The sequence below is a fragment of the Bdellovibrio sp. HCB209 genome, assembly GCF_047306065.1.
Lineage (GTDB): Bacteria > Bdellovibrionota > Bdellovibrionia > Bdellovibrionales > Bdellovibrionaceae > Bdellovibrio.
This window is the reverse complement of record NZ_CP178618.1, coordinates 2,253,840-2,278,449: the sequence shown is the minus strand read 5'-3', so window position 1 is coordinate 2,278,449 and position 24,610 is coordinate 2,253,840. Positions and strand designations below refer to the sequence as shown.

Below are 24,610 nucleotides of genomic sequence, written 5' to 3'. Positions count from 1 at the left end.
TCCTATCTGTCTAAGGAGTATCCACTTGAATCTTAAAGGCGCTATTAATTTCCGCGATTTAGGCGGTCATGTTACGGTCCAGGGGCACCAATTAAAAAACGGTCAATTCTATCGTTCTGGGGCTTTATCCAAGCTTACAAACGATGACGTTTTGCTACTGCAAACAACGATCGGGCATGTGATTGATTTCCGTGATCCATCAGAAGCCGCTCACGATAAAGACATCTTGTGGGATGGGGCCAATTACGAAAACTGCCCAGCGAATCCTGTGGCCTACAGAATGAGTGCGAACTTAGGTTCGTTTTTTACCAAAGAACACCTTGAAAACATTCCTCCGCAGTACATGGAAAAGCTTTACCGCACACTTCCTTTCGATAACCAAGCTTACCGCCGCATGTTCGGGGTGATGGACGAAATGTCAGGCAAGGGGATGCTTCAGCACTGTGCGGTTGGAAAAGATCGCACAGGTGTGGGGACCGCACTGATGCTTCTTGCGATGGGTGTCGATGAACAGCAAGTGATGAAGGATTACCTGCAAACTCAAACGGGGCTAGAGCCTTTCCGTCAGGGCTTAATCACTCAGTTCCAGAACATTCTGTCAGACAAAGCAATGGAGGGGTTCCAGTACATGATGGGGGCCCACGAAAGCTTCCTGAATGCGGCGATGGAGGAAATGAAGTCCAAAGCGGGTAGCATCCAGAAATTTTTACTTACTGAGTATGGAATCTCTGACGAGCGCCGGGCTCAGTGGCAGCAAAAGTTCTTTGAATCCTAAAGACCTTTGAAACATGACGGGCGTTATGGGATAAATAAGACCTACTTAAACGAGGTTTTCCCATGGCGTCTTTGTCCGATTATATCGACACAGCTTTTGATCTTAGTTATCTGAATTTTCCCAAATACCCACCAACAGAAATCAAAACCATCGGGATCTTAGGCGGAGGCACAGCAGGTTACCTGGCGGCCTTGGCTCTTAAGAAATTGCACCCTAAAATTCAAACTTCAGTTATTGAATCCAGCAAGATTCCAGTCATCGGTGTGGGCGAGTCCACAACGACAGAGATCGTGCCGTTCTTGCACAGAACGTTGGGCATTGACCCTCAAGAATTTTTCCAAGCGGTTGAGCCAACAATCAAACTCGGTATCCGTTTTGATTGGGGCTGCCCAGGGGATTACCACTTTAACTTCAACTTCTTTGCGGGCCACCAGCAAGAAAGCTATTACTACGAAGACTCGATCAACAATGCCAACTGGGCCTCTGTGTTGATGGATAACCACAAGATTCCAGTACTGCGAGAAAAAAACGGCGAGATGATCTCGTTACTTCAAAGCATTCCGTTTTCTTACCACATCGATAATAAAAACCTGATCCGTTACTTAAATAAAGTAGTCAAACAAAGACAGATCCCAATCATCGACGCCGTGGTTGAAAAAGTTCACTTGGATGACAACGACTTTGTAACGTCTCTTGAAACAGACGACGGCAAAAAGCACTCGTTTGATTTGTACATCGATTGCTCGGGCTTCCGCTCACGTATTTTGGGTCAGGCTCTTAAAACTGAATTCATTCCGTTCACATCGACTTTGCAAAATGACCGTGCATTGACTTTTGATCTTCCGAATAACAACGACATTCGCCCATACACACAATGTACGACGATGCCGAACGGTTGGTGCTGGACAATTCCTATGCGCAAGGAAAACCACTACGGTTATGTGCATTCGACAAAGTTCTGCGACGAAGCCCAAGCTTTGAAAGAAGCCCGCGAAAAATTCGGCCACTTTGAAAACTACAAAATGGTAGAGTTCCGTACGGGACGCCACAAACATGCATGGAATAAAAACGTTTTCGGTTTCGGAAACGCTTACGGGTTCGTTGAGCCGTTGGAATCCACAGCGATTCAAACAGCTATGCACAGTATTATGACTTTGTGTAAGCTGATGCCAAACAATCACCAAGACGCTTCCAGTATCGCAGCGATTAATCAAGAGATCGGTGCGACGTGGGATACCTTCCGTTGGTTCTTAAGCATTCACTACAAATACAATAAACAATTGGATACGCCTTATTGGAAGTACTGCCGCGAAAACACCGAAATCGGTGATGCTAAAATGGTAGTGGATCTATTCAATCAACGTCCACCACTCAGTGCGAGCAACCTAGGAACAAATTCGCCTTACACAGCTTGCGAGCCGTTGGTTTTCAACAGCTACAGCTACGACACTTTGATGTACGGGCAAAAGGCTTTAGAACGTCCACCAGTTCGTCCTAAGATGTCTAAGGAAGAATACGTTCAAAGAACGCTTTCTTATCAAGAGCTAACTAAGAAGGCCTTAACGTTGCACGAGCTTTTCACCGAGGATTATTTGATTGAGGGTGGTTTGTTAGAGCAGCTCTTTGAAGATCAAGACACTTGGATCGTGGAAACTGAAGCGTAGCACGTGAAAAAAGGTTAAAACGGGCGACTTTCCGGGGGATTCGCGATAGGTGAATCCCATAAAACCAAAAGGACAAAGCCATGAAATCCGCAATTATCGCCTTCACAATGTTGTTCGCATCTATCTCTTTCGCTGATGAGCGCGTGTTCGACTGCTACGCGACTGAATTGAACAAATCCGCTGAAGTTCCTGTAGAAATCAATATCCAAAACAATCCACGTGTTTTGTTCCGTCACGGGTTGAAGCAATGGTCTTTGGATGTGGGTGATTTCAAAATCGACACTCTTGATTTGAACGGTCCGGCTTTATCTTTGGATGTGGATTCAACTCAAGTGTCGGTTGAGTATATTTTCTCTGTTGAAGCTTCCACAGAATTTGAATTGTCCATCAACGTAGTTGATCACACTGCCAAACTTTACTACTGGGGTTTGGGTACAAAAACTCACGTAGGTAACTTCCAATGTGACGTTACTGAGCAAGCTCGCTAAGCTGGTTTGCACTTCGGCTTCTCCGAAGTAGTTTTAAATTTAATAAGAGAAGGCTCAGCAATCGCTGGGCCTTTTTTATTTAGAACGTCATCTTGCAAGACAGCGAATGAACTTTTTTGGCAGAGTCGGTGATGTTCAAGGTGAATTGTGTCTCGCGGTCTGTTTTAAAATCGAATTTGTATTTGGACTTGTCGATCTTCTTACCCTCAAAAAACTGAATGTCATTCCAAGGTGAAACGATCGCAATATCTTTTTTTCGGTCATCACGAACGATCAACATCATTGATTGGTCGCGTTTTAGGTAAGCCGTCGAAGTGGTTGCACTCAGTGTCTCGCTTTTGCCCTTGATGGAGTTATGCACGGTCCAGTTGCCTAGATCTGAGTCGCAGTTCATGCGATCAAAAGCCTGCGCTACCGAGCTTAGAATCAACAGAATGAAAAGGGTGGAGACTTGTTTCATCTACGCTCTATCGGAGTTCTCACTCTCCTGATAAATAGATTTAAGTCCTGTTCATCAGAAACTTTGTGATACCGAAACGGGAACAATGAGAAATTTCTTTTTCGCCATTATATTGATAGCGCTCGGACCTTCCTTAGGGTTCGCTGAAGAAGTTTCCGTTGTTGGCGAAAGTCATTCCACAATCGAAAAGATCGTTGAAAAACTGCCCTCTGGTGAAACCAAACAGGGCCTTCAAGAATATTTAGAAATCCTAGGTCTAAAAAAATACAATGGCGGCGGAGTCGGTATTTCCAATCGAGGATTGCAGGCGTACTTCGATGCAAAGTTTGGTGATAGTAAAAATAGCTGCGTTCGTGTCGCTGCACTTTCTTTCTATCAAGAAGTCGCTAAAACTTTAAAGTCACAATCCGAGTCTCGTGGGAACACAAACTCTTGCGAGAAGCCTCCCGATCAGGCATTTGATTACGGTTGTTCTGAATCTCGTCCTCGCTTATCGCAAGTGGCGGGGCAAGGTGAGTTCAAAGGGTTGTCGCCAGGTTGGGTTTGGCAGTTAGCCCTAAAGCATGCGAAGGGCGATCCAAATTCTGCGATGTTTCTGATTGGCTTATGCGGTCATGATGATGCTTCGAAAGGCACGTTTCAATACAAAGATTTTTCCGAGGCAGCTTTGGATGACCTTCGTGATCAGCGAAAAATCCAAATTGCAACGAATGCCAAGGTAACGGAATCTATCAACGAATTATCCAAGAACTACGATGCGAACCGCGAAGATATTGAACATCTTAAAGCTGTCCTGCGCTCAGGAAAAAACACAGCGGAGCAGTTAGCCACCGCAACGTCCGTGGATCGTTATATGGCTTGTCCGCCAAAGACATCGGGCTACTATGTGTCTCAGTCATTAGGCAAATCCGTAGATATTGCGGAAGATCTAAAATCACAAATCATCGATAAGCAAAAGTTCGTCGACAATGCTAAAAACACGCCGGGCAAGTATTACCACGTTTATGGAGCGGCCTTCATGGCCTGTCATTTGGTGCAAAATGGAATCTCTACGACGAAAGCTTCTTTCCTTCAGCAACAGGCAGCCAGATTCTATCGTGGCATGCGGATGTGTGATTCCGTCAAGACCATGACTCAGAATACGGACTACTACAAAGACATGCTTAAGAAATACAAAGTCACGAGCATGGAAGATCTCACGATAAAGTCTGTCGAGGCCATTAAGAATAAAAAAATCGATTGCAAGGAGGCCGACACAACGGAATCCATGCTCACGGCAAAACTTCTGAAAGAATGCTCCTTGGTTTACGAAGCTGGATATAATCCAGATATGATTGCTTCAGGAACGGCAATTCCTTCAGTAAGTGATATCAGAAAAAAGCTGGCAGGGAAGTTTCGTAACAGCGATGCGGCTGAACTTTACAAGTCTTGGTATCTAGGTGGCGGTAAAACCTTCGGTCAAGATATTCCATGCACAGATATTCGCGTGTGGGGGCCCAACGACTTAATGAAGCCTGACGCAAACTTCTTTGATAAGCTTTCAAAACCGAGTGGTTGGGCGGAAGATCGTTATCGTCAAGCGGCGCAAAAGTTGTCGACGTGGGATGATGATTTTAAATGGACTATTGCCCAACACAAAGTGGGTGCAGAGTTCGCAGGTAAAAACTGTAAGAAACGTGCGCCAGGTGAAAAACCGCTAAAAGGCATCTGCCCACAGGGGCCTCCTGATGGCGTCACTCAATATGATCTCTATGAAAAAAGTGGAAGTCCTTCATCGTCGAATTCCGTGAAAGGTGCGCAATAACCACTTTCTGGAATTGCCAAGGCAAACTATTGCTTGTTGCGAAGATCACGCAGATAAGAAAACTGCGAGACTGATTTGGCCAACAGGAACGGATTCACCCGCATCTCTACTGATAATTTTAAAGGCACTGATGGCAAATCCATTTCGCGACGTGAGTGAAGTTGGTTCGCATACATTTCAAGCTCTTCGCTATCGCCCGTGATCGGGGAGTTGTCTAAGTTTGAAAGCATATTGCAAAAATTCAAATTCGCTTCCGTGTATTCGTGAGTGCAGTAAATCAATGTTTCCATCGGAAGCTTTTTAAAGCGTTGCAAGCTTTCATAGGCCTGTTCGTAAGTACCTTCAAAAATGCGCCCGCATCCTAAACCGAAAAGCACATCGCCAGAGAAAAGCCATTTCAATTTTGGCTCCCAGTAAGCAACATGTCCCAGGGTGTGTCCCGGGAGTTCCAGTACTTCAAAGTTAAACGGGCCGAGCTGAACACGCTCGCCTTCAGCAACCCAAGTGTCCGCCGCGCCAATTTGGGTTTTGTTTTTCTTAGGAGCAATCACCGGGGCTGGATGCTCCGTCACCAAAGATCTGACTCCGCCAATATGATCGTTGTGGTGATGAGTGAGTAAAACTCCTGTGAGTTTTAAACCATTGTCTTTTAAAAATTGAGAAGTTTTAGAAGCTTCGCCTGGATCGATAACAAGCGCCTCTTGATTGTCGTGATCAATCAAACAGAAGACATAGTTGTCTTCAAAGATTGGAATCAGTTCAACGCGAGGTCTTGTGCTGGCCATAAAGCTCCTCCGCATACTGGATGATATGATTTGCAAGGTTCTTCTTACTATATTTTTCAATGCCTTCGAGGCCGGGACAAGGGTTCGCCTCTAAAACCAGACTGCCTTTACGCGTTCGCAATAGATCGACACCAGAGACCTGCAAACCCAAAGTGCGAGTGGTTTTTAAAACCAACTCTGATTCTTCGGGTGAAAGTTCTGTGGGCTCCGCAGTTCCGCCTAAGGCAAGGTTGCTGCGAAATTCACCGGGCTTAGCAGTTCTTTTCATGGCGGCATGAATTTTACCATCAATCACGAAGGCTCTGACATCGGTACCAAAGGCTTCTGGATAAAACTCCTGCAACAGCAAATGAGTATCGCCGGTTTTTTCAAAAATTCTTGAAATCTCCTCGGCCTTTTCGATTAAGAAAACTCCCTCGCCCTTACTTGATTCCAATTGCTTTAAAATAAATGGAAAGGTGAGAGGATACTTATCGTGTTCTTTAGAAATCAAATACGACAGGGGAGTAGCAATATCTGACTCTTTAAGGATTTGATATGTGAGCCATTTATTTCTAGCAATAGTGTAGTTTTGAGACGGGTTTATAGAGAAAGAACCTTGGTTCTCTAAGGCCTCTAAAACCTTCACAGCTTCACTAAATTGAAAGCTGCTGATGCGTGGAATGATAATGTCGGGCTTAATTTTCAAGCGCTGTAAAGGCCACTCGGGATCCCATAGAAGGACGTTGTGCCCTCTGGAAACAGCTTCCTCGACCAAGCGACGGCTGCTATGAATTTCAAATTTTCGACTGAGCAGTAGTATTTTGAGATTTAGCATAACTGGCCTTGGGACCTCTCGGGTCTTGGCCTATCATATTAGCTTATATGAAGATTAAAGTCGAACTCGACGGACGTGATTTTATCGAAGTGGAATGCTTGGGCGATAATGCTCAGGCACCGGGGCGAGTTTTAAACGTCTCTCATATGGGATGTACTGAATTTATGGATATGATGAAGAAAATGCGTCGTTCGTTTGGCGCTGACATTTCTAAATGGCCTTTGCCAGAAGGGCAAGATCACAGCAGTTTGTTACTGCGTGAAATGGTTTTGCGTCTGCGTGGAGAATGGCAGCCAGTAAATGCCGAAGAAGAAGTTTGCCATTGCCGCAATATTTCTGCGCACACAATTGATCAGGCTATTATTGCAGGGGCTCGTACTCCTGAAGTTGTAACTCGTCAGACATCGGCGAGTGCTCAGTGCGGGACATGTCGTCCTGAAGTTCACAAAATGATTCAATATCGTTTGAATCAGCAAAAAGCGTCTTAGTCTTTACTCTCGCTCCCACCATCTTTCGTTGCACATTTACCAGATAGATCCTCCTGAATTTTTTCGGGGAACTGACCGGTTTTCAAATAGTGATCAAGAAGAGGGGCGAGTTTGCGTCGGCAAGAACCTCCGCAAGGGCCTACGCCTGCGGTGGTGGTATCGAAAATTTCGTTTAGGGTCTTAGCACCATCTGTGATAGCCTTCTCAATGGTCGCTCGGGACACATTGTTGCAGCGGCAGATGATTTCGGTTTTCTTCTTTTGACCCATAAGGGTTATCGTACGCTGCTCGAATATGCGGCTCAATGCATTATCTAAATGCATTGCGTCGAGTCTAGGCCGGGGTGCGTGGTTGATAAGTTGATCGAACTCCGGTAAAAGTAATGTCCCTTTAACAGTGGAGATAGACATGTCTACAGGTACTAACGACAAACTTCCAATGACAGTTCGCGGAAAAGCGCTGCTAGATGCAGAGCTTAAGAAGCTATTGTTAGAGGAAAGACCGTCTGTCATCGCTGCTATCGAAGAAGCACGCGCACAAGGCGATATCTCTGAGAATGCTGAGTATGAATCAGCAAAAGAGCGCCAATCTATGATCGAAGGTCGTATTGCTGAAATCCAAGGCAAATTGGCTGGTGCGGAAGTGATCGACGTGTCTACTATTAAGGCAGACCGCGTTGTATTCGGTGCTCATGTTAAAGCTGTTGATACTGAATCTGAAGAAGAAGTGGCTTACCAAATCGTGGGCATCGATGAAGCTGACGTTAAAAAAGGTATGATCTCTGTTCTTTCTCCGTTGGCGCGCGCGTTGATCGGTAAAAAAGTTGGCGACACTGTAACAGTGCAAAGCCCTAAAGGTGACAAGGAATTCGAAATCCTTCACTTCGAATACAAATAATTCTCCTTGGCGATCTAGACCTTTCAATTCAGAATAGGTCATGGATCGCCGCAATCGCTCAGACAAATATTTGATCTCTGAACAGCCAGGAATGAAAATCTTCTTAACGGGATTGATCCTGGCTTTTTTAATTGGTTATACAACCAGTTCTTTGCTTTCTCCTCAGCGTATCAAGGCACAACTTGATAAGGCCGCGAGCCATATCCACAAAGACATCTCTGTCACTTTTGAATCTGCAGAGCTGAGCTTAGCGGATGGAATTCTGCCGCGTTTTTCGGTCGTAATTAAGCAAGTACGTATGGAATCTGATCAAGCTTGCTGGATGTCTCCGCTGCTTGAAATCGATGAAATGCGTTTGCCGATCTCGTTGTGGGGACTACTGACGAAAGCTCCACCGATCAAAGTGATCGACACTGATAATGTGAAGCTAACTTTGCGTGGAACTGTTGAAGCTTGTGAAAAACAAAAACAAGAAGTCGCAAAACACCAAGAGGACACTCCGGCGCCACTCGTGACGTTGTCTCCCTCGGAACAAGCCGATAAATACCGCAACGACGTGCGCGGCTTAAGAATTCGTAGTTTTAAAATCATTTCTGCCCAGTATCCGCAATATCCGTCAGAGCTTTTGAATTTTAAAGCGAACGTAAAATCATTTGAACCACGAGTGGTTGAAGTTCACGCGAAAACCAATCTTTTGCGCGATGATATGGTGGGGGATTATCTGTCCCACGCGAATCTATTCCTGGAATACAAAGAAATGCCCGAGCAATCTTTGCAAGCGCACTTTTTCGGGAACTGGCGCGAAGGTCACTACAGTGTGATTGCCCATTACTCCTTGGTAGATCATTTGCTAAATATTGAAACTGATATGAAGCACATTCCTTTGAGTCAGGTTCTAAGAGTTCTGCAAAAGTACGACCTGGTTTCTAAAGAACTGAACGGCAAACAAGTATGGGTGTCCGCGAAGGCGCGCCTAAGCGGTGAAGCTGAAAAGTTAAAAAACGCACCGTTTGAAGTAAAAGACTTCCGTATCGAAGGTGATTTGGGCGAGATGAGTGTCGAGCAAGCCTCGTTCACTTCCGTGGATCCGCTTCGTTATAAGCCCTTTTTGATCGATATTAAAAACATGCGCATTGATAAATTGATGTCTTTCATCAATCGCCCCTCGAAGGCTCGTGTCTTCGGTGATTTGGGATCTTTCACGGGACAGGCTGAGTTTGTTTCTGAACGTGACATCCGCATGGTGGGTGAGCACCAAGGCTTGCAGTTTATTTTCTCGAACAAAAGCCAACGCGAAATGCAAATCGTAGATCGTATTTCTGGCGAGATGTCCTTGAAAGGTGACACTTGGAATATCGCCGTGAACCGTGCAGAGCCTCGCGGTGGTAATTTTATTGGGAATATCAAAGTCAAAGCCGATCGTGATTTCAAAGACGTGGTTTTGAATACCAATATCGATGAAGCGACTCTAGCTCCCTCTGTCCAAGCGTTGATGACAAATGGTGGGGAGATCGGTGTACTTAGCTTGAATGCCGAAGCTCGCTTAAAGGAAAACAAAATCTCTTACATCAAAGGTACAGCGCAAGTTAGCTCGGCCGATGTCGAGGGCATGGCTTTCGGAAAAGCCAAAGCCAAGTTTGACTTGAAACAAGGCGAAGTCGTCATTCACGCTCAGACGCAAAGTTTATCTGTTGAACAAGAATCTCCAGGGGCTGACGTGTTAGAGCAAGTTGTGCCTACAGGCTGGTGGACAGATGATAAGCTTGCGATGAAGGACATCCATGGGGAGTTTCACTGGAAAACCAATGAAAGCCTGCAATGGATTGGTTTTGAATCGACCTTTAATAAAGACGCTAAGCTTGCAACAGCAGGTTCTTGGAATGAGTTCGGTCAACTTAAAGGGACTGTGAATATCAAAGACGGCAAGACCTCTAAGAAATTCCAAATCGGCGGAACTCGTGATTTGCCAACGTTCGCCGAAGACGGTCCTAGAGGCAGCAGAAAATGATTTATCTGTTGTTGCTAATTATAGTGCTGGTTGGAATTCCGATGTACCAACACTTTAATTGGAAGGCACAGCCTTGGCCACAAAATGGAGTGAAAACTCCCAAGTATCAAGGTCATCGTGGATATTGGAAAGAGGGCGCTCAAGAGAACACTCTCGCGTCCTTTAAGGCAGCCAAAGCTCGCGGTCTGCAAATGATCGAAGTCGATGTGCACCTAAGCGGTGATGGTGAAGTGATCGTTCTGCACGATGCGGATTTAAAACGTGTGGCCGGGGATTCAAGAACGGCATTAGAGTTCACCGCTCAAGAATTAAAGACACTCGCACAAGTTCCAACCTTACGTGAAATCCTACAAAGCCCCGATGTTCCGCAATTATTTAATATCGAACTAAAAACCAACAAAGCCTTTGATCACACTTTAGAAGAAAAAGTCGTCGCCGTGGTGAAAGAAACTAAAACTGAATCCAGAGTTCTGTTTTCAACCTTCAATCCGTTAGCAGTCAGAGCCTTATCAAAACTAGCCCCGCAAATTCCACGCGCGCTGCTAGCAACCAAAGAACAAGACCCTGCCAATCGCTGGTATTTGAAGCTCTTAATCTTCGCTCCCTATATCAAAGCAAACATCCTGCACTTAGATCATCGCTATGTGAGTGTCGAAGACTTAAAGAAGTATATTAAACGGGGAGTGCCAGTCAGTTTCTGGACCGTGAACGAACAGCCAAGAGCCAACGAACTCCTAGCCAACGGCGCCCACAGCATCATCACAGATACTCTTTCCTAAAAGGCGCCTGCCGGTTTTTAGGAACGCTCTGCGCAGTGAAACACGACCTGGCACCTAAAACAGGCACCTAAAACACTTTCGAAATAAAAAAAGCCTTCGTGGTTTCCCAGAAGGCTTTTGGAAATCTAAATTTTCAAAAACAATTAAGAGTTGTGTGGCTCTTTGTTTGTTTGAGTTTGGTTAGCTTGCTGACCTTGATGTTGTTGGTGAGCAACCTGTTGAGGTTTTGCCTCTTTGATCTCTTCATCATTGTTAATTTCGTTCAAACCTTTTTTGAAGCCGCGGATAGCTTGGCCCAAAGAAGATCCCAATTGAGGAAGTTTGCTTGGTCCAAAGAAGATCAAGAAAACAAGAGCGATTAGTAGAATGTGTGTGATGCTAAGTGAACCCATTTTTTACCCCCGCAACAATTATGAGTTGTGTGGTTCTTTTTGGCTTTGAGTTTGGTTAACTTGTTGGCCTGGTTGTTGTTGATGAGAAACTTGTTGGTGATTGTCTTTGATGTCTTTTGCATCAACGTCGATCTCGTTCAAACCTTGTTTGAAACCGCGGATCGCTTTACCTAGAGAAGATCCCAATTGGGGAAGACGGCTTGGTCCAAAGAAGATCAAGAAGATCAGACCAACTAAAAGAAGATGTGTAATGCTAAACTCACCCATTGAAACTCCTCCCAGAGTTAATATAAGTCTACACGTTTTAGACCGCTCCAGGAGGAAAATCAATATAAGACGGGGCGTTATTGGGCTGTAGTCTCGTTAATTTCGTTTTGGTCTTCGATAGTGGCCTCATTTTCCAGCGCTGAGTCTGAAGAAGGTTTTAAGGCAACTACAGGCTCGTCCGTCACTGGGGAAATCACTGGTTGAGTCTCAGTTTGGTTCACAGCTTTCATTGGAAGCTCTTTAGCTACGCCCTTAGACTGTTTCGCTGGACTTGCAGTGTTATTCGCATTCACATTTGATGAGCCTTTTTTCAGGGCTTTCAGCTGTTTATCGTACTTGGCCTTAACTGCCGCCAAGTCCTTTTGATAGGCCTCACGGATCGCTTTAACTTGCGCCGTGTTGTATTCGCTCATGCAACCAGAGTAAGTGGAGGCAGCGATTTCCTTCGCTTTAGCACGGCACATAACCTCACCCGAAGATGAAGATTGGGGGGCTGCTGCGAAAGTAGTGTTAGCGAAAAGGATCGTCAAAACGAACGACAGAACTGTTTTCATGACCTTGCTCCTTAGGGAATCTCGGGGATTCTTATTCCAAGTTTCGTGCCGGAATGGAATCCTCTAGGTTTGAGGTCAAGGTGGGGAGTGGGTCTTTTTTTCAGGGGTTGTACAGCAAATTGGCGGGTGGTGCGGCGGTTTGTAGGGAGAGGTGTGGGACTGGCAACTCCGCGACACGCCTTCCGGGCTCAACCGTTGCCCGCCGTTGGCGGGTTCGCGCCATCGTGGCGCCAACGGAGGTCGCTGCGTTGCCAGTCCCACACCTCTCCCTACAAACCTCGTCCAACTGCATTTGCTTTGAATAAAAAAAGCCACTCTTTTTGGGAGTGGCTTTTTTGGTTTTGCTTAGTTTGGTTTACTAGCGTCTTACTGATTTTGGATCGAGGGCGTCTTGGAGGCCGTCGCCCAGGAAGTTGAAGCTGATAGTGACCATGATGATCAAAATCCCTGGGAGGATTGCTAGGAAGGGAGCTTGGTAGATCAATTCCGTCGCATTGTTTAGCATGTTACCCCAGCTCGGAGTTGGCGGCATGATACCTAAACCCAAGAAGGAAAGTGCTGCTTCAAACAAGATCGATTCGCCAACACCTAAAGTGATGGAAACCAACATCGGCGCGATCACGTTCGGGAACATATGACGAACGATGATTGTTGAGTCTGTTGCCCCCAATGTTCTTGCTGCCAAGATAAACTCACGCTCGCGGATTGATAAGATACTGCCGCGAACCAGGCGAGCCACAGTCATCCATGAGAACAAGCACAGGATGATGATCATTTTAAAGATCGATTCATTCTGTGTACTGACGATCGCATTTAAGACGGGGATTTTAGTGAAATCGATGGCCGCCATAACGATCAAGACTGGAATTGTCGGCAAGCTCAACAGGGCATCTGTGATACGCATAAGAGCCGTATCAATCCAGCCGCCATAGTAACCAGCGATACTACCGATCAAAAGACCCACCAAGGCAGATGCGATAGCAACTAGAACACCCACACCCATAGAGACGCGAGTCCCATAGACCAAGCGGATGAAAACATCGCGGCCTAATTCATCTGTTCCGAATAAGTGGAACGTTTTGAAGCCATCAAAAACTTTCAAAAGTTCTTTCGTTTCAGGAATGTTCAAGGACTTAAAGATGTCTTTAGCTTCGGGGATTTCTTTAGCACCCACATCATAGATAGCGTCGATTTCTGGAACTGAAACCAAACCTTTTTCCACCAAAGCCTTTTGGATTTTATCCGCAGCTTCAGGATTGGCGTTGATGAATCTTTCGATTTCAGTTTCGCGCACATCTTGGCCTGCTTGAGTTGCCGTGAATGGAGCCACGTAACGGTTTGCTACGTTTTGTGCATCGGGATCAAGGCCTGTAATTTGCTGAATCTGATTCGCAAAAATAGAAATCAAAAGGAACATGGCAATGACCACAGCTCCAGCCACAGCAAGCTTGTGATCTAGGAACTGTTTTAAAACCATTTTCCACATCGGAACGGCTTTTTCTAAATCCGCGCGGTCTTTATCGGTCAACAATGTCACATCTACGTTATTCATAGTTAATTCACTTCCTGACATCTTGAAGCCTACTTATAAGCAATTCGCGGATCTGCGAACCCGTAAGCGATATCCGCAACAAGGTTCATCAACAGAACCATGCTCACGGAAATCACGAATGAAATCATCGCGACGTTATAGTCATTACCGATGATAGAGTCGTATACCAATTTGCCGACACCTTGGTACGCGAACACAGTTTCTGTTAGCAAAGCTCCAGAGAAAAGTGTCGAGATACTCAAAGCCAAGATCGTAATAAGTGGGATCAAAGCATTACGGAAAGCATGTTTCCAAATAACTGTGGAGCGATCCAAACCTTTCGCACGTGCCGTACGAATAAAGTCATTGCGCATAGCTTCGGTCATCGCTGAACGAGTAAAGCGCGAGAAACGACCAATTTGTTGAATCGACAAAGAAAGAACAGGCAGAACCAAGTACTTTGCGCGATCCATAACATCGGCCCAGAAGCCCATGTTTTCGGCCCCGATGGTTTGGGTGCCTCCGGCAGGGAAGAGTGGGAATTTCACCGCAAAGATAATGATCAAAACGATAGCGAGCCAGAATGAAGGTATCGAGATACCCGCAAAAGAGAACAGATTCATAAAGTAATCTGTCTTAGAGTTCGGTTTCAAAGCAGAAACCACGCCCAATGGTACGGCGATAGCGATAGACAAAATCAAAGAAGCTGCAGAAAGAATAAAGGTATTCCACAAACGTGGCCCCATCAGCTCTTGAACTGGAACGCGGTAAGTACGGCTGTAACCTAAATCGCCAGTGACAACTGAAGCGATCCAGTTGCCATAGCGTTTATAAATCGGTTGATCCAAACCATAAAGACTTCTCAAGCGAGCTACGTCTTCGGCAGTGATCTTAGGATTGGAGGCCACCATCATGTCTACTGGATCTCCAGGCATTAAACTCATTAAGCCAAAAACCACGTAGGATAGCACGGCTATCACAGCGAGTGTTTGCAAAACGCGACGGGTGATAAATGTAGTCATGGGTAGCCTCTCTTAAATACGAATTACAAAGACCAGTCTTCGATATAGTTAGTTTCGTAGAACTGGTGACCAGACATTTTATAGTTCTTCAAAGTTTTTGGAACTACAGAGATGTCAGAGCGGTAGTACAACGGAAGAACAGGAACGTCTTCAGTGTAGTTTTTCAAAATATCATGAACGATCGCCGTGCGTTTTGTCGCATCGAACTCAAGATCCAAAGCATCTAGATCTTTATCTACAGAAGCATTTGTCCAGCCCATGTAGTTCTGACCTGACCAACCATTTTTATTGGAAGGAATTGCTTTAGAAGACAATGTTGAACGCGGAGAGTTTTCTGGAGAGGAAACCCACGCAAACAAAGCCATACCCGCGAACTTACGTTTTGACATCGTGTCGCCGAAGAACACACGTGCTGGTTCGTTCTTAACTAGGACTTCGATACCATTTTGTTTCCATTGGTTTTGTAGGTAAACCTGAACCAACTCACGAGTTTTATTGCCCGCAGTAGTTTGGAACACCAATGACAAACGTTTGCCATCTTTAGAACGGAAACCATCAGCTCCCATTTTCCAGCCAGCTTTATCCAAAAGTTTACCGGCTGTGCGCTTAGAGTAAGAGTACAAAGTCACAGTTTTTGGATCTTTCGTGAACCAAGGGTCTTTAGGGGAAATGTTGTGCATCGCTACTTCTTGGCGGCCTTCGAACAACGCTTTAACTAGGTCATCGCGGTTGATCGAGTAAAGAAGTGCTTTACGAACTTTAGCATCTTTCAAAATTGGATTGTCCAAGTTTAGATCGATATGTTCGTAAGTTACAGATGGCACAAATTGGATTGCGAATGGCAAGTTCTCAGCTTTTGCTTTTTTCTCGAAAGCTAAGGCTTGGTCAAAATCTAAACCTAGAACTGAAACCATGTCGATGGTACCAGAGCGAAGATTTGCTTCCATTGTTCCAGTGTTAGGAATCAACTTAACAATCACTTTTTGGATCGTTGGTTTTTTGCCATAGAAATGTGGATTTGGTGCAAATGCTACGTGAGAACCCAATTTTACTTCAGTGATCACGTAAGGGCCGTTGTAAAGACCAGGGTTTGTGGCGTTACGAACGTAGTTGGAGTTCTTTTCGTAACCTTCCTTAGCTTTACCGTGTTTTTCAAATACATCTAGCTCCAAGTGCGCTGGCACTGGGAAGAACTGAGCCAATTGATAGAAGCTCCAGATTGCTTTGTCGTATTTGAAAGTACATTTTTTAGGATTTTTTGGATCAACGTCGATTTTTTCAACTTGAGTCCATTGCTCTTTTTCACCAACAGCTACGTTAGGAGAAGTCGCAATTTTTTGAGAAGCGATAAAGTCAGCACAGATAACTGGTTTTCCGTCGCCCCATTTAGCAGCGTCGATGATTTCCCAGTTAGCTACGATTTTCTTTTTGCCGCCATCGTCGATGATTTTAGCAGTGCCTTTTTCAAGGGAAGGAATCTCTTTCGCCAATTGAGGAACCCATTTGCCTTCTGGAGTTAGGTTCACCAATGAACGACCCACCATGCGGTACATGTAAGCAGACGCCGACATGGACATGATGATTGGATTCATCGTTTCAAATTCTTGAGAAATACCGATTTTAAGTTCGGCATTAGAAGGAGCTGCCACAGCTTGTGCGCTCATTCCAAGAGCTGCGCCCAGCAACAATCCTTTTGCAAGTCTATTCAACATTCGTTTCTCCTTGTTGATACGTAAATCTATTCCGCTCTCATTAAGGGAGCTTTATCCAACCAGCACGCCTTTTGGTGAGTGCTAGAGCCTTCCAATGCTGGAGTCTTTTGCTTACACACGTCCATGACGTAAGAACATCGTGTGTGGAAAGAACAGCCTGAAGGTGGATTGATCGGGCTCGGAACTTCGCCGCCCAATGATTTCTTCATTTTCTTTTTGCCGTGACCCACGCGAGGAATCGCGCCGATCAAAGCCTGTGTGTACGGGTGTTGTGGATTGCTGAAAAGCTCATCGCGTTCAGCGATCTCAACGATTTTACCTAAGTACATCACTGCAATGCGATCACAGATGTGTTCGATCACGGAAAGATCATGAGAAATAAAAATATAAGTCAGACCCAGTTTTTGCTGAAGGTCCTCAAGCAAGTTCAAAATCTGAGCTTGAATGGAAACGTCCAAAGCTGAAACCGGTTCGTCACAAATAATAAGTTCAGGATTTAAAGCAATCGCGCGCGCAATAGAAATACGCTGACGTTGACCGCCAGAAAATTCATGCGGATAGCGATTCACTGCGGATTTTCTAAGACCCACAAGCTCAATCAACTCCAAAACACGTTTTTCACGTTCAGCCGCTGTACCCACACCGTGGATATCCATTGGCTGTTGGATCGCTTGACCCACTGTCATGCGTGGATCTAGAGAAGCATAGGGATCTTGAAAGATCATTTGCATGTCTTGGCGCTTTTTACGTAACTCGTCGCCAGACATTTTTAGAAAATCTTGGCCCTCAAACTGGATTGTTCCAGCTGTCGGTTCATAAAGGCGAATTAAAGTTCTGCCCAGTGTGGATTTGCCACAACCAGATTCTCCAACCAGACCCAAAGTTTCACCTTTGCGCACGATCAAAGAAACATCGTCGACAGCTTTGACGCTGGCAACTTCACGAAGCAACAATCCCTTTTTGATCGGGAAATGCTTTTTAATATTCTTTGCTTCAAGAATGATTTCACTATTCATGGCAGTCATTCCTTAAACGATCGGGTTGAAGCAAGCCACTTTGTGACCTGGTTTGATTTCAGTAACAGGTGGTTTCATCACAGCACACTCGCTCACAGAACGCGTGCAACGATTTGTAAACGGGCAGCCCGCTGGAAGTTCATGCGGAGCTGGAACAGAACCTTCAATAGTTCTTAGGCGAGACACGCGCTCACCAAATTTTGGACGAGACGCAATCAACGCTGCCGTGTAGGGGTGGCGAGGGTTTAAGAACAATTCCGTTGTATCGGCTTGTTCACAGAACTGACCACCGTACATAACCATCACAAGGTCAGAGATCTCAGAGATCACGCCCAAGTCATGAGTGATGAACTGAACAGTCATGTTCATTTTTTCTTGCAGAGTTTGAATCAATTCTAAGATTTGCGCTTGGATTGTTACGTCTAGCGCAGTCGTAGGCTCGTCCGCGATCAAGAAAGCTGGATCACAAGACAAAGCCATCGCGATCATCGCACGCTGTCTCATCCCGCCAGAAAGTTGGTGAGGGTAGTTGTTATAGCGTTCCGCCGGAGAAGGAATTCCCACCAAACGAAGCATTTCGATCGCGCGCTCTTTGGATTCTTTAGCAGAGCATTTTTTATGGCGCATGATCTGCTCATCCATTTGACGACCAATTGTCAAAACAGGATTTAGAGCTGTCATTGGCTCTTGGAAGATCATGGCCATTTCGCCGCCGCGAACTTCCTGCATTTCAGATTCATTGAATTTCAAAATATCGCGACCGTTAAGTAAAACCTGACCGCCAGTGACCTTGCCTGGTCTTTCAATCAAACGCATCAAGGAGTACGACGTTACGGATTTCCCGCAGCCTGATTCCCCAACGATCCCCATCGTCTGACCTTTTTTGATCGAGTAGGAGATATTGTTAACGGCTTTAAAGTTCCCCGCATTCGTAGCGAATGTGGTTTCCAGATTTTTAACTTCAATAACAGGAGCTTCTTGCACTAATTTACCTCTTTAAAGGAAACGACGTGTTTCAAGTTCTTCTACGATGGATAGGGCGCCCTTTTTCATGGCTTTACCCAAAATCCCTGTCAGTTTGTCTCCGATAGATTGTTTTTGTTCGAACTTCACTTTGATCACTTGGTGTTTGTCTGCCAAATCCATCAAGTAGTCATCGCTTGTGCGGATTTCATCGACCAAGCCTTTAGTGATTGCTTGTTCGCCGTACCAGTACTCACCCGTAGCTACTTCTTCAAGGTTCAAGTTCGGGCGGAATTTACCCACGAAGCCTTTGAAAAGCACGTGAGTGTCTTCAAGTTGTTGTTTGAATTTTTCTTCGCCTTTAGGGGTGATTTCACCCAAAAGACTGACCGTGCGTTTGTATTCGCCGGCTGTGTACTCTTTGAAATCCACATCGTGCTTTTTAAGAACGCGGTGAAGGTTCGGAACCTGAGCCACCACACCAATAGAGCCCACGATTGCAAACGGAGCACAAAGGATCTTGTTAGCTGTCACGGACATCAAGTAACCGCCAGAGGCCGCCACCTTATCCACGCAAACAGTTAGAGGAATGTTTTTTTCACGAACGCGCAAAAGCTGAGAAGCGGCCAAACCGTAACCATGCACCACGCCGCCCGGGCTTTCCACGCGAACAACAACTTCGTCTTGCGGAGTTGCGATCGTAAGAACGGCTGTGATCTCTTCACGCAGGTTTTCCACTGCGGACGCCTTCACGTCGCCTTCAAAGTCGACCACGAAGATTTTCTTTTCGTGTCCTTGCGCCTTTGAGTCGTGAGCTTTACGTTCTTCTTTAAGTTTTTTCTTAAGTTCTTTACGCTCAGCTTTGGAAACCGTGTGCGCTTTAAGGAGATTGCGGAAGCCTTTGTATTTCTTATGCAAAAGTTCTACTTCAACTTCTGTTTTATGGCCGGCCTTGGCTGCAAGGATGGCGATAACAATGATGACTGCCAAAATAGCAAAGAGGATTAAGAAGGTCTGTGCTGCGAAGATTCCGATGCTCTGCATTGCGTCCATTGTAAGCTCCTTGATGCAAGGGCTTACGTTAGTAATTAAATGGACAAAGGTCGAGCATCTTTTTTTGTTTGCTCAAAAAAAAGAAAGCCTCCTGATAGACTGGGTCAAGAATGAATCCTCCACGCTGTTTACTCCTTATTTTGACTCTCACACTCTCTGCAACGCTTTCACATGCGATGGACGCAGAGGAAGAGCGTCTGCGTGGTTTTGCTCAGCATCAAAGTAATTTGAAACGCTTTGATGAAGCGCGTGAGGGCGGGAAGCGCGCCTATACGGAAGAGCAAGAGCAATTGTATTCCGAAAAAGAGCGCGACCTCGCAGCCTACAAAAAGGACAAACCTAAATCGGAACCTTTCAGGGATGACAACTCTCGTGAATTCCGTGATTGGGAAAAAGAGCGTAAAGCTGAAGCAGCTCATTATGAGGAAACTCGCAAAGCTTATGCAGCGCAGTCCGCAAAGCAACAAGCTTTGGATCGCGAGGCAAAGGGACTTCCGACTTTGGCTCAAGAAATGGGTTTGGATCAAGAGCGCCCAAGATTCGATTTCAAAAAGCGTAACTTTGGTACGTCAACAGCGTCATCAGGTGGATCGGGCCGAGGCGGGGGAGGCTCTAGCAGTGGCTTCAACCCAGGTAACTCGTCGTTCCCACCACCGCCAACATTTGATGATTTCAGTGATGGCTATGTGCCGGCACCGAATGTGTCTCCTGAAGACTTCGGTGATGTGCCACCACCACCTCCGCCACCAATGGGCTTTGACCAAGGGTTCAGCAATGGCAGTGAGTTCATACCTCCGCCACCACCTCCACCAGGAAATTTCGAATCCGGAGATTTTTAAAAAAGAAAAGGCACCTTCAAGGTGCCTTTTTTATTTCTAGGATTTAAGAAGTTCGTCGGTTGTGAGGCCGGAGTGTTGTTTGATCCCTCTCATCAGGTACCAGAAGATTCCCAGTAGGAAAATCATTGAAGGCACCATGATGATGGCCATCGACCAAGTCGTCATCTGAGCGATTTGCTCGTTCAGGATTACGGATTGGGCGTCCGCGGATAAAGTCATATCGATATCTAGAAAGATTCTTCTCGCTAAGACAAAGTTTAAGATAGCGCTGGTTACGAATGATAAAGATAGCAACATCGTCGCTTTTCTCATGTGTTCGTGAAACTCAACTTGTTTGCCGTGTTCTTTTAGTTTTTCTTCTAAAAGCTCCACGCGCATAACATTTGGATTTAAGAACAAGCTTTCGATAAATGGTTTTTTCGTGAAGGCCGAGCCCAAAACAAAACACCCCACCAACGCTGGGAAGGCTGCTTCCTTAACTGCAAACCAGAATCCGTGAATTCCGATCAAAGCCAAACCACCAGTCAAACCCACGTTCAAAAGACCTAAGATTGAAAAGGCATTTACTTTTTTGCGTTTGATAAGATCGTAGATCCCGTAGATCAACGGGAAGGCTAAGGCCAAAATCAGTGCATTGAACGGACCAATATGTTTGGTCAATTTGTTCAGGATCAAAACTGGCAACAGGATGTTAAAGATTAAATTCAGCCAGCTATTTTCAGGTTTTTGAGTGGTCGCAGTCGTTTCAGTCATCGATCGATATCTTTGTCGGCTTCGCGCTTAAATGCAAGGATGCAAAAGGCGCCTGGCACCTTTTAGGGGAGCGCTGCGAAACCGAAGCGGTTCCGCAGGGCGCCAGTTGTTCTTAAGCGTGATCGTACATGCGATCTTCAAATGCAGCCAAAGCGGCTTTCGCGCCTTCGCCCATAGCGATCACGATCTGCTTGTACGGAGTCGTTGTGACGTCACCAGCAGCGTAGATGCCTTTTACGTTTGTGCGGCATTTTTCATCCGTGATGATTTCACCGAACTTTGTCAGTTCCACAGTGCCTTTTAGGAATTGGCTGTTTGGCACCAATCCGATTTGCACGAAGACGCCGTCAAGATCCAATTTCTCAAGCTTATTTGACTCGCGGTCCATGTATTCCAATTGATGAACTTTCGCACCATCGCCGATGACTTTTTCCGTTTTCGCACCTGTGATCACAGATACATTCGGCAAAGATTTAAGTTTATCAACCAAGATACGGTCAGCTTTTAGTTCGTTGTTATATTCAATCACGACAACTTCGCGAACGATACCAGCAAGGTCAATTGCAGCCTCAACGCCAGAGTTTCCTCCGCCGATAACAGCGACTTTTTTACCTTTATAGAATGGACCGTCACAGTGAGGGCAGTACGCCACACCACGACCCATATATTCTTTTTCGCCTTCAACACCAAGTTCGCGCCATTTAGCACCTGTCGTTACGATGATGGAGTCCGCAACCATGTGCTCGCCACTTTCAAGCTCGATTGTTTTGATCTTGCCTTCAGTTTTGATTGTTTTCACACGGCGGTTTTCCAAAACGCGAACAGGGTAGCTTGCAACGTGTTGGTTGAGTTGTGCTGCCAATTGAGGACCTTCAGTGTAAGTCACGCCGATCAAGTTCTCGATGCCTTTGGTTTCTTGAACTTGGCCACCGATTTTTTCAGTGATCAAAGCTGTAGAAAGACCTTTACGAACCGAGTAGATCGCAGCCGATGCTCCCGCAGGGCCGCCACCAATAACTAGAACATCAAAGTGACCCAAGTTTTTGTTCACAGGTTCAGAAGGCTTTGTAGAGGCGTTTTCATCAACACCGTAAGTTTTTTCAAGTTTTTCAATCAAGTCCAAAACAGAGATGCGACCAGAGTGGAACATCTTGCCGTTGCCAGCGAGGCTCGGAACACCTTGGATGCCCAGTTTCTGAACTTCGTCTTGTACGTAACCGCCGTCGATCACTTCGTGCTTCATGTTTCCATGAGCCAGAGTGATCAAGTTCAATGCTTGAACAACTTCAGGACAGTTTTCACAAGTCAAAGACATGAAAGTCTGAACTGTGATGCCTTTGTTCAATCTGCGAACGCGGTCTACCAGCAAGCTATCAAGCAATTTGCCTTTGCCATCTGTATTTAGGATCGCAAGGATCAACGAAGTGAATTCGTGACCGCCAGGAATACCTTTAAAAGAAATCCCAGTCGGCTTGCCTTGGTAATCAATACGGAAAGCAGGAACTGGCGAAGTGTTGCCAGATTCTTTAACTGTGATGTTTGGGGATGTTTCAGCAACATCATTCAACATTTCAAAAAGGTCTTTGTGATCTTCGTGGGTGCTGTTATCGATGATGAGTTCTACCGGTTTTTCTAATTTACCGAAGACAGAAACAAGTTGTTCGCGGAGTGAAGAATCTAGCATGAGAGCCTCCTAGATAGAAACGACTTTAAAACTAAAATCCAAATGAATAAAAAATTGGATTGTACTTGTAAATTCGCGGTGGAGAAGCTGCGGGAGGAGAGAGCCACCCGCAGCTTACGAAACGTTCGAAAATCTAAATTAGATTTTACCAACTAGGTCCAAACCAGGTTTCAAAGTAGATTTACCTGGAGTCCATTTAGCTGGGCACACTTCGCCTGGGTTTGCAGCGATGTATTGAGCCGCTTGAGTTTTGCGGTACAATTCATCAGCGTTACGGCCGATGCCGTTGTCTTGAACTTCAGCAAGTACGATTTTACCTTCTGGGTTAACCAAGAAAGTACCACGGTAAGCCAAACCTTCTTCTTCAATGTGAACGCCGAATGCGCGAGTCAATTGGAATGTAGGGTCTGCCAACATTGGGTATTTGATTTTTTTGATTGTCTCAGAAGCATCATGCCATGCTTTGTGCGTGAAATGAGTGTCTGTAGAAACGCCGTATACTTCTACGCCCAATTTTTGGAAATCAGCGTATTTGTCAGCCATGTCACCCAATTCAGTTGGGCAAACGAATGTAAAGTCAGCTGGGTAGAAGAAGAAGATAGCCCATTTGCCTTTAAGGTCGTTTTTAGAAACAGTTTTGAAACCGTTGTTGTGGTAAGCTTGCACTTTGAAATCAGGCACTTGCGTGTTGATGATAGTTTGCATTTATTCTCCTAAGAATAATGGTGTTGTGTAGGGGATCCGTTATGGATCTATAATTTGCTACTTGGTTAGACTAGAAGATCTGAGTCTATTAGTAAAATAGATTATAAATATGTCTTGATAGATTTTATCTATTAACGTAGAATCCTTATAAGACAAGGGGTTTACGGTGAAATTAAAGGTTAACTTTTCTTTGACGCAGCTCGAATATGTCATGGCTGTCCATAAGTATGGACACTTTGCCAAGGCCGCAGATGCCTGCAACGTCACTCAGCCGACTCTCAGTATGCAAATCCAAAAGCTCGAGGATGAGCTGGGGGTGGTGATTTTTGACCGCTCTAAAAAGCCTATTCTTCTGACGGATTCTGGTAAAAAGCTAATTTCTCAAATGCAGACGGTCCTGTTTGAAGCACGCAAAATTGAATCGCTTTTGCTTGAGGGCACGAAAGGTTCTCGCAAGGGGACTCTCACTGTTGCGATCATTCCAACCGTGGCGCCTTATTTGTTGCCTCGCTTGCTTCCGGTCTGTGTGGAGACTCTGCCTGATCTAGAACTTAATATTAAAGAGATGCAGACGGATCAGATTATCGAAGCTTTGAATAAAGACGAAATCGATGTGGGAGTCTTAGCAACTCCAACGCAGATTCCGGCGATGTTCGAGTATCCGCTGTATTATGAGCCGTTCTATGTCTTGTGTGACAAAGACCATGAGTATGCTCATCACAAAAAAATCAAATACCAGTCTTTAGGTATGGATGACATCTGGTTGTTAGAAGAAGGCCACTGCCTGCGCAATCAAGTGCTGGATCTGTGCTCAATCAAAAAGAAAAAGGGCGGAGTAGAGAGAAAGTACAAGTTTGAAAGTGGCTCTTTAGAGACCTTGAAAAACTTGGTGGACCTCTACGGTGGCTACACATTGTTACCTCAGCTTGCGACTCACACCATTGGGGATCGCAGCCAAGTAGTGCAGTTCGAGCGCCCCATCCCAGCCCGCGAAATCGGAATGGTCTGCCGTCGCGAACACTACAAATCTGAATTAGTCGACGCCCTTGGCGAAGCCATTCTAAAAGCCATCCCCGAGGATCTCCGTAAGATAAAACCAAAAGATTTGGATGTCCTACCGATCGCTTAATTTTAGGAATTAACGCAGTTGCGAC

General features: G+C 45.4%; 26 protein-coding genes. 10 read left to right on the top strand and 16 right to left on the bottom strand.

The genetic code is table 11. From position 1 onward, the window contains the following. The first annotated feature begins 25 nt into the window (after nucleotides 1-25). From ACLVWP_RS11165 to ACLVWP_RS11155, 3 genes are all read left to right on the top strand, one after another. Nucleotides 26-775 carry a tyrosine-protein phosphatase gene (locus tag ACLVWP_RS11165; protein ID WP_413557329.1) on the top strand — a complete coding sequence of 250 codons (750 nt, stop codon included), beginning with the start codon at nucleotides 26-28 and terminating at the stop codon, nucleotides 773-775. Between the two features lie 62 nt (nucleotides 776-837). After that, nucleotides 838-2,439 carry a tryptophan halogenase family protein gene (locus ACLVWP_RS11160; RefSeq protein ID WP_413557328.1) on the top strand — a complete coding sequence of 534 codons (1,602 nt, stop codon included), beginning with the start codon at nucleotides 838-840 and terminating at the stop codon, nucleotides 2,437-2,439. A gap of 80 nt (nucleotides 2,440-2,519) precedes the next feature. Then, entirely contained in the window at nucleotides 2,520-2,927 is a 408-nt protein-coding gene (locus ACLVWP_RS11155) for a hypothetical protein (protein WP_413557327.1), read from the top strand. A 79-nt stretch (nucleotides 2,928-3,006) separates the two neighbouring features. Here the strand turns inward: ACLVWP_RS11155 and ACLVWP_RS11150 are convergent, their stop codons facing one another. Beyond that, on the bottom strand, nucleotides 3,007-3,387 hold the full coding sequence (locus ACLVWP_RS11150; RefSeq protein WP_413557326.1) for a hypothetical protein: 381 nt from the start codon (nucleotides 3,385-3,387) through the stop codon (nucleotides 3,007-3,009). 85 nt (nucleotides 3,388-3,472) lie between these two features. Here ACLVWP_RS11150 and ACLVWP_RS11145 point away from each other — a divergent pair, with 85 nt between their 5' ends. Further along, nucleotides 3,473-5,191, top strand: coding sequence for a hypothetical protein (locus tag ACLVWP_RS11145; protein ID WP_413557325.1), 1,719 nt, complete (start codon nucleotides 3,473-3,475; stop codon nucleotides 5,189-5,191). A 26-nt stretch (nucleotides 5,192-5,217) separates the two neighbouring features. Here ACLVWP_RS11145 and gloB read toward each other — a convergent pair whose 3' ends face one another. Next, nucleotides 5,218-5,976: a hydroxyacylglutathione hydrolase gene (gloB, locus tag ACLVWP_RS11140; protein WP_413557324.1), complete on the bottom strand. Its 759-nt coding sequence runs from the start codon at nucleotides 5,974-5,976 to the stop codon at nucleotides 5,218-5,220. Beyond that, complete coding sequence (locus ACLVWP_RS11135; protein WP_413557323.1) at nucleotides 5,951-6,793, bottom strand: ATP-grasp domain-containing protein; 843 nt, start codon at nucleotides 6,791-6,793, stop codon at nucleotides 5,951-5,953. The genes gloB and ACLVWP_RS11135 overlap by 26 nt, the downstream gene beginning before the upstream one ends. A 47-nt stretch (nucleotides 6,794-6,840) precedes the next feature. On the opposite strand from ACLVWP_RS11135, the gene ACLVWP_RS11130 reads away from it, so the two are divergent. Beyond that, nucleotides 6,841-7,281: a bacterioferritin-associated ferredoxin gene (locus tag ACLVWP_RS11130; protein ID WP_413557322.1), complete on the top strand. Its 441-nt coding sequence runs from the start codon at nucleotides 6,841-6,843 to the stop codon at nucleotides 7,279-7,281. On the opposite strand, the gene ACLVWP_RS11125 is transcribed toward ACLVWP_RS11130, so the two are convergent. Beyond that, complete coding sequence (locus ACLVWP_RS11125) at nucleotides 7,278-7,604, bottom strand: (2Fe-2S)-binding protein (RefSeq protein ID WP_413557321.1); 327 nt, start codon at nucleotides 7,602-7,604, stop codon at nucleotides 7,278-7,280. The genes ACLVWP_RS11130 and ACLVWP_RS11125 overlap by 4 nt on opposite strands. Nucleotides 7,605-7,689: 85 nt before the next feature. Here ACLVWP_RS11125 and greA point away from each other — a divergent pair, with 85 nt between their 5' ends. The 3 genes from greA to ACLVWP_RS11110 all read left to right on the top strand — a co-directional run bounded on the left by greA (nucleotide 7,690) and on the right by ACLVWP_RS11110 (nucleotide 10,965). Continuing rightward, nucleotides 7,690-8,178, top strand: a complete 489-nt coding sequence (gene greA / locus ACLVWP_RS11120) for a transcription elongation factor GreA (RefSeq protein ID WP_413557320.1) — start codon at nucleotides 7,690-7,692, stop codon at nucleotides 8,176-8,178. A 91-nt stretch (nucleotides 8,179-8,269) separates the two neighbouring features. After that, nucleotides 8,270-10,186, top strand: coding sequence for a hypothetical protein (locus ACLVWP_RS11115; RefSeq protein ID WP_413557319.1), 1,917 nt, complete (start codon nucleotides 8,270-8,272; stop codon nucleotides 10,184-10,186). Further along, nucleotides 10,183-10,965: a glycerophosphodiester phosphodiesterase gene (locus ACLVWP_RS11110; protein WP_413557318.1), complete on the top strand. Its 783-nt coding sequence runs from the start codon at nucleotides 10,183-10,185 to the stop codon at nucleotides 10,963-10,965. The genes ACLVWP_RS11115 and ACLVWP_RS11110 overlap by 4 nt, the downstream gene beginning before the upstream one ends. A 143-nt stretch (nucleotides 10,966-11,108) precedes the next feature. Here the strand turns inward: ACLVWP_RS11110 and ACLVWP_RS11105 are convergent, their stop codons facing one another. From ACLVWP_RS11105 to sohB, 9 genes are all read right to left on the bottom strand, one after another. Next, nucleotides 11,109-11,357: a twin-arginine translocase TatA/TatE family subunit gene (locus ACLVWP_RS11105; protein WP_413557317.1), complete on the bottom strand. Its 249-nt coding sequence runs from the start codon at nucleotides 11,355-11,357 to the stop codon at nucleotides 11,109-11,111. Nucleotides 11,358-11,375: 18 nt separating this feature from the next. After that, a complete protein-coding gene (locus ACLVWP_RS11100; protein ID WP_413557316.1) occupies nucleotides 11,376-11,624 on the bottom strand; it encodes a twin-arginine translocase TatA/TatE family subunit in 249 nt (82 codons plus the stop codon). 77 nt (nucleotides 11,625-11,701) lie between these two features. Further along, nucleotides 11,702-12,178, bottom strand: coding sequence for a hypothetical protein (locus ACLVWP_RS11095; protein ID WP_413557315.1), 477 nt, complete (start codon nucleotides 12,176-12,178; stop codon nucleotides 11,702-11,704). Nucleotides 12,179-12,536: 358 nt separating this feature from the next. Next, the gene (locus tag ACLVWP_RS11090; protein WP_413557314.1) at nucleotides 12,537-13,730 is read right to left on the bottom strand and encodes an ABC transporter permease; all 1,194 of its coding nucleotides are present in this window, start codon (nucleotides 13,728-13,730) and stop codon (nucleotides 12,537-12,539) included. Between the two features lie 29 nt (nucleotides 13,731-13,759). Next, a complete protein-coding gene (locus ACLVWP_RS11085; RefSeq protein WP_413557313.1) occupies nucleotides 13,760-14,731 on the bottom strand; it encodes an ABC transporter permease in 972 nt (323 codons plus the stop codon). Nucleotides 14,732-14,754: 23 nt separating this feature from the next. Continuing rightward, on the bottom strand, nucleotides 14,755-16,443 hold the full coding sequence (locus tag ACLVWP_RS11080; protein ID WP_413557312.1) for a peptide ABC transporter substrate-binding protein: 1,689 nt from the start codon (nucleotides 16,441-16,443) through the stop codon (nucleotides 14,755-14,757). A 26-nt stretch (nucleotides 16,444-16,469) separates the two neighbouring features. Continuing rightward, nucleotides 16,470-17,468 (bottom strand): ABC transporter ATP-binding protein, encoded by a 999-nt coding sequence (locus ACLVWP_RS11075; protein ID WP_413557311.1) that lies wholly within the window; start codon nucleotides 17,466-17,468, stop codon nucleotides 16,470-16,472. A gap of 3 nt (nucleotides 17,469-17,471) precedes the next feature. Beyond that, nucleotides 17,472-18,443: an ABC transporter ATP-binding protein gene (locus ACLVWP_RS11070; protein WP_413557310.1), complete on the bottom strand. Its 972-nt coding sequence runs from the start codon at nucleotides 18,441-18,443 to the stop codon at nucleotides 17,472-17,474. Between the two features lie 12 nt (nucleotides 18,444-18,455). Beyond that, complete coding sequence (sohB, locus tag ACLVWP_RS11065) at nucleotides 18,456-19,475, bottom strand: protease SohB (protein WP_413557309.1); 1,020 nt, start codon at nucleotides 19,473-19,475, stop codon at nucleotides 18,456-18,458. A gap of 110 nt (nucleotides 19,476-19,585) precedes the next feature. Between sohB and ACLVWP_RS11060 the strand changes: the two genes are divergently transcribed. Continuing rightward, nucleotides 19,586-20,314 (top strand): hypothetical protein, encoded by a 729-nt coding sequence (locus ACLVWP_RS11060; protein ID WP_413557308.1) that lies wholly within the window; start codon nucleotides 19,586-19,588, stop codon nucleotides 20,312-20,314. Nucleotides 20,315-20,350: 36 nt separating this feature from the next. Here the strand turns inward: ACLVWP_RS11060 and ACLVWP_RS11055 are convergent, their stop codons facing one another. From ACLVWP_RS11055 to ahpC, 3 genes are all read right to left on the bottom strand, one after another. Continuing rightward, nucleotides 20,351-21,067 carry a VC0807 family protein gene (locus tag ACLVWP_RS11055; protein ID WP_413557307.1) on the bottom strand — a complete coding sequence of 239 codons (717 nt, stop codon included), beginning with the start codon at nucleotides 21,065-21,067 and terminating at the stop codon, nucleotides 20,351-20,353. A gap of 112 nt (nucleotides 21,068-21,179) precedes the next feature. Continuing rightward, nucleotides 21,180-22,751, bottom strand: a complete 1,572-nt coding sequence (ahpF, locus tag ACLVWP_RS11050; RefSeq protein WP_413557306.1) for an alkyl hydroperoxide reductase subunit F — start codon at nucleotides 22,749-22,751, stop codon at nucleotides 21,180-21,182. Nucleotides 22,752-22,889: 138 nt separating this feature from the next. Beyond that, the gene (gene ahpC / locus ACLVWP_RS11045) at nucleotides 22,890-23,456 is read right to left on the bottom strand and encodes an alkyl hydroperoxide reductase subunit C (protein WP_413557305.1); all 567 of its coding nucleotides are present in this window, start codon (nucleotides 23,454-23,456) and stop codon (nucleotides 22,890-22,892) included. A gap of 166 nt (nucleotides 23,457-23,622) precedes the next feature. On the opposite strand from ahpC, the gene ACLVWP_RS11040 reads away from it, so the two are divergent. After that, complete coding sequence (locus ACLVWP_RS11040) at nucleotides 23,623-24,585, top strand: hydrogen peroxide-inducible genes activator (RefSeq protein ID WP_413557304.1); 963 nt, start codon at nucleotides 23,623-23,625, stop codon at nucleotides 24,583-24,585. Nucleotides 24,586-24,610: the final 25 nt, after the last annotated feature.